The organism is Kribbella sp., from assembly GCF_035655035.1.
Lineage (GTDB): Bacteria > Actinomycetota > Actinomycetes > Propionibacteriales > Kribbellaceae > Kribbella.
Window position 1 is genome coordinate 1 of record NZ_DASRVN010000406.1, and the last position, 4873, is coordinate 4873.

A 4873-nucleotide genomic window follows, 5' to 3' on the forward strand; every position below is an offset into this window, starting at 1 on the left:
GACCGGGGGCGCGGGCGGGGCGGGCTAGGCGATGCCGGAGGTCGGTGCGTTGGAGGCCAGCCAGGTGGTGAGCAGCCGGGCGCCGGCGCCGGTGGCGCCGATCGAGTACTCGAAACGGTCGGACGGCGACTCCGCGATCGACGACAGGTCCAGGTGCGCCCACGGGACGTCGCCCGCGAACGCCTTCAGGAACAGGGCCGCGGTGATCGAGCCCGGGCCCTTCGAGCTGTTCACCGAGTCCGCGACCGGCGTCGCGATCAGCTCCTCGTACTCGGCCGGCAGCGGCATCCGCCACAGCTCCTCACCCGAGGTCCGGCCGGCGTCCGCGAGGTTGTCGGCGAGCGCGTCGTCGGTCGCGAACAGGCCGCCGTACAGCATCGCGCCGAGCGACACCTTGATCGCGCCGGTCAGCGTGGCGATGTCGACCAGGACGTCCGGCTTCAGCTCCTGGACGGCGTACGCGAGACCGTCGGCGAGCACCAGCCGGCCCTCGGCGTCGGTGTTCTTCACCTCGGTGGTGCGGCCACCGAAGTGCCGGATCACGTCGTCCGGGCGGTACGCCGACCCCGACGGCATGTTCTCCGCCGCGCAGATCAGGCCGGTCACCCGGACGTTCGCCCCGAGGTCGCGGAGCGCCGACATGGTCGCGATCACCGAGCCGCCGCCGGTCATGTCGCGCTTCATCGACACCATGCCCTCGCGCGGCTTCAGCGACAGGCCGCCGGTGTCGTACGTGATGCCCTTGCCGACCAGCACGACGTACGGCGTGTCCTTGCCCGCACCGGCGGGGGCGTAGTCGAGACGGATCAGCCGCGGTGGGCGGGTCGAGCCCTGGCCGACCGCGAGGATCCCGCCGAACCCGTCGGCGGCCAACTGCTTCTCGTCCCAGACCGTTGCCACCAGCCCGGTCGCCGCCGCGATCTCGGTCGCCCGCGCGGCCAGCCAGGACGGGTCCTTCTCGTTCGACGGGGTGATCGCGAGTTGCCGGGCCAGCCAGCCGGTACGCCCGATCACGACGCCGCGGTCCAGCACCTCCTGCCGCGCGGCGGCCGACCCGTCGGTTAGCGTCACTGCACCGACGGCGGGCTTGCCCGGGTCGACGGTCTTCTGGGTGTACGCGAACGAGCCGAGCACCACACCCTCGGCGAACGCCTGGAGCGCCGCGTCATCGATGCCCTCGGCAACGACGGTGGTGAGCTCGTCCTTGCCGCGACCGAACCGCGCGATCGCCGCCCCGGCGTGTCGCAGGTCCTTCGCGCCGCCGTCCCCGGCCCCGACCAGCAGGATCTCGGTCACGTCGCCGGTCAGCAGCGGGTACGCCGCCGTACTGCCGGCCGAGGGCGTGAAGCCGGTCTCCCGCTGCACCTCGAGCAGCCGGCCGAGGTCGATACCGAGCCGCTCCCCCGCCTCCTTGGCGGCGGCCGGCAGCTCGTCGCCGACGACGATCACCCAGGTCGAGGACCCGTGCACCGGCAGACCGGGCTGCCACGCGACACCCGGAAGACTGGGAAAAGGAGACGAACTGCTGCGGCGAGCCACTAGGACGACCTCACTGTTTGATCAAATAGGGCTGAACAGGCTGGACCACCGTAACGACCCCGGCCGGTGCCCGCGAAGGCACCCACCGGGGTCGGAGTGACAGACAGGGGGCGCTGGCACCCCCGGAGGATGTGATCAGCCGACGACGGCCTTCAGTGCGTTGCCGAGCTCGGTCGCCTCGTCGGCGTTCAGCTCGACGACGAGTCGTCCGCCGCCCTCGAGCGGAACCCGCATCACGATCCCGCGGCCCTCCTTGGTGACCTCGAGCGGACCATCGCCCGTCCGCGGCTTCATCGCCGCCATGCGCGCACCCCTTCCCAGTGTCGGTGTTGAGCGACGACACCGCGCGGGGGACCGTGGCCGGCGCCGTTGCGGTGATGCGCCGTCGGCGCGTATCGCAGTGTGTATCGGTGTGTACCGCACCCCATTATTCCCGATCTCAGGCCAAGGGCGTGCACCATACGGCAGACTCGAGTCTTGTGCACGCCCGTTCAGCCCTTTTCGACCTGTACGGCGACCACCTGCGCGCGCGAGGTGCGCAGGCTCCGGTCGCGGCCCTCGTCCGGCTGCTCGCGCCGCTGGGCGTGCATCCACCGGCCGTCCGGACCGCCGTCTCGCGGATGGTCCGGCAGGGCTGGCTGGAGCCGGTCCGGATCGAGGGCCAGCCCGGATACGGACTGACCTCCCGGGCGCGTCGCCGGCTCGACGACGCCGCCGCGCGGATCTACCGGACCGCGCCGGACGGCACGCCGGTGGTGACCGGTTCCGAAGGCCCGGGCGACTGGGACCGGCACTGGCACCTGGTCGTCCTCCAGGAGGTTCCGAACGCCCGGCGCCGCGACCAGCTCGCGAGTCAACTCTCCTTCCTGGGTTGGGCTCCGCTGTCCGACGGCGCCTGGGTCGGGCTGCGCAACGACGCCGAGGTGGACCAGATCCTCGACATGGAGGGGATCGCCGCGGACCGGTTCCGGGCGCCGGTGGACACACACGCGGTCGAGTTCGCCCGGCGGGTCTGGAAGCTCGACGAGCTCGGCGCGTCGTACGACGCCTGGCTGATCGAGGCGAAGGCGCTGGTCGACGGCGGCGATGCGGACGCGAGCGACGAGCAGGCGTTCGCGGTCCGGTCCGAGCTGGTGCACGAATGGCGGAAGTTCCTGTTCCGGGATCCGGGGCTGCCGGACGAGTTGCTGCCGGCCGGCTGGGCCGGGACGAAGGCGGCCGCGTTCTTCGATTTCCACGCCGATCGATTGAGCCCCGCGGCCGGGCGTTTCGTCGATGGCTGCCTGACGCAACACTGAAATTCTCACTGATAGTCAAGGAGCTGACCACGATGAGTGACTCCGTCGTCTACACCGTGTCCGAAGGCGTTGCCACCATCACGCTGAATCGGCCCGACGCCATGAACTCGCTCGACACGCCGACCAAGGTGCTGCTCCGCGACACCGTGCAGGCGGCCGCGGACGACCCGGCCGTACGGGTCGTCGTACTGACCGGGACCGGGCGCGCGTTCTGCGTCGGGCAGGACCTGAAGGAACACATCGGACTGCTCCAGGCCAACGACCAGGCGGCGCTGTGGAGCACGGTGCCGGACCACTACGCGCCGATCGCGCTGGCGCTCGCCGAGATGCCGAAGCCGGTGATCGCCGCGGTGAACGGGGTGGCCGCCGGGGCCGGCGCGTCGATGGCGTTCGCGTGCGACTTCCGGGTGGTCGCGGACACGGCCGGCTTCAACCTCGCGTTCACCGGCATCGCGCTGTCCTGCGACACCGGCATCTCCTGGACGCTCCCCCGGCTGATCGGCCACGCCCGAGCGCTCGAACTCCTCTACTTCCCGCGCACCGTCCCCGCCGCCGAGGCCCTCGACCTCGGCCTGGCCACGTCCGTCGTCCCGGCCGCGGACCTGCCGGACACCGTCGCGGAACTGGCTCGCAAGCTCGCCGCCGGCCCGACGGTCGCGTACGGCGCGGTCCGCCAGTCCCTCGGCTACTCCGCGAGCCACACGCTCGCCGAATCCCTCGCCTTCGAGGCCGGCAAAATGCAGGAAACCGGCGCCACCGAGGACCACCACAACGCCGTCGCCTCCTTCGTCGCCAAACAAAAACCCACCTTCACCGGCCGCTGACACGCACCGAAGAACGGGTAGTGGTCCCCGGATCGAACCCTCCAGACCCCGACACGCCGTGCAGGACCTGACCACTACCCGTTCTTCGGTACAGCATCCGCGCCGCGGCCGCGCGGGCGGTACAGCACCAGCGCCGCGGCCGCGGGAGCTGGTACGTCGACTCGCGTACCAGGGCACCGACCCGAGACGCCCGGTCGAGACCGCGTTCTTCAAGGACCTCGTCCCGCAGGCCGACGCGACGCCGGTTCCAGCCGATCGTCCGGGAGTACTGCGAGCTGCGCCTCCCGCATCACCGCCCAGTGGTACGTACCGGACGATCGCCGACCGCACGAGGGTGGGACGCCGGTGATCGAGTTGCCGGTACTTGCGAGCCGGGCGATCGCGGCCCACTCGATGGGCGGCGCCGCCGCGCTGCGGTACTCGACGGGCGGGACCGGCCCACTGCGGTACACGCCGGCGCGCCCGGACGTGTTCGGCGCGGGCATCGCGCTCGGCCCGGCGGTCTACTTCCCGTTGCCGCCGGGCGATTCCAGTACCCGCGATTTCGGTGCCTCCGGCAAGGGTAAGACCCCGTTCGTCGAGGCGACGTACCTGAAGCTGAACCGGCCGGCGGCGCTGAAGTCGTTCGCCGCGACCGGTCTGCAGTCACACCTGTACATCGCGGGCGGCCACGACGACCACAAGAACCCGAAGCCGATCAACGCCACCCACAACCTCGACTTCGAGGCGCACGTGATGTTCAACCAGGCGTCCCGGTGCCGAACCTGACCTCGGAGTTCCGCGTCATCGACGGCGTGCACGACTGGGACGTCTGGGGACCGACGTTCGCCGAGTGCGCGGGAGGCATCGCGACCGATGCCTTGGGCAACGTTTGTCAGGCGGTCTCGGGGACGGACGTGTCGCTGGTCAAGTACAACAACGCGGAGGGTTCGCGGGCATGGACGCAGTCGGTCGGGTCGAACGGGACCGATCGCGCGTACGGCGTTGCGGTGGACGCGAACGGGCGCGTCGTGGTCACCGGGTTCACGAACGGCGACTTGGACGCGACGCATGCGGGGGAACACCTCGGAAGACGCGTTCGTGGCGCAGTACGACGCTGAGGGGAATCGGCGCTGGCTCAGGCAGTTCGGCGTATCTGGGGTGGTGGATGGCAGCTACTCGGTGGCCGTCGACGGGACGGACGTGTACGTCGGCGTTTACACGAAGGGCGCG

6 protein-coding genes are annotated in these 4873 nt (G+C 70.9%); 4 read left to right on the forward strand and 2 right to left on the reverse strand.

The window, feature by feature from the left end; translation table 11 throughout:
- Positions 1-24: 24 nt before the first annotated feature.
- Positions 25-1470 (reverse strand): leucyl aminopeptidase family protein, encoded by a 1446-nt coding sequence (locus VFF46_RS22875; RefSeq protein ID WP_325039237.1) that lies wholly within the window; start codon positions 1468-1470, stop codon positions 25-27.
- Between the two features lie 204 nt (positions 1471-1674).
- Entirely contained in the window at positions 1675-1842 is a 168-nt protein-coding gene (locus tag VFF46_RS22880) for a DUF3117 domain-containing protein (RefSeq protein ID WP_012923066.1), read from the reverse strand.
- A 176-nt stretch (positions 1843-2018) separates the two neighbouring features.
- Between VFF46_RS22880 and VFF46_RS22885 the strand changes: the two genes are divergently transcribed.
- From VFF46_RS22885 to VFF46_RS22900, 4 genes are all read left to right on the forward strand, one after another.
- The gene (locus VFF46_RS22885) at positions 2019-2837 is read left to right on the forward strand and encodes a PaaX family transcriptional regulator C-terminal domain-containing protein (protein ID WP_325039238.1); all 819 of its coding nucleotides are present in this window, start codon (positions 2019-2021) and stop codon (positions 2835-2837) included.
- A gap of 32 nt (positions 2838-2869) precedes the next feature.
- Positions 2870-3661: an enoyl-CoA hydratase/isomerase family protein gene (locus VFF46_RS22890; RefSeq protein ID WP_325039239.1), complete on the forward strand. Its 792-nt coding sequence runs from the start codon at positions 2870-2872 to the stop codon at positions 3659-3661.
- 345 nt (positions 3662-4006) lie between these two features.
- Positions 4007-4429 carry a hypothetical protein gene (locus VFF46_RS22895; RefSeq protein ID WP_325039240.1) on the forward strand — a complete coding sequence of 141 codons (423 nt, stop codon included), beginning with the start codon at positions 4007-4009 and terminating at the stop codon, positions 4427-4429.
- On the forward strand, positions 4417-4761 hold the full coding sequence (locus tag VFF46_RS22900; RefSeq protein ID WP_325039241.1) for a hypothetical protein: 345 nt from the start codon (positions 4417-4419) through the stop codon (positions 4759-4761). Before VFF46_RS22895 ends, VFF46_RS22900 begins: the two co-directional genes overlap by 13 nt.
- The last annotated feature ends 112 nt before the right edge of the window (positions 4762-4873 follow it).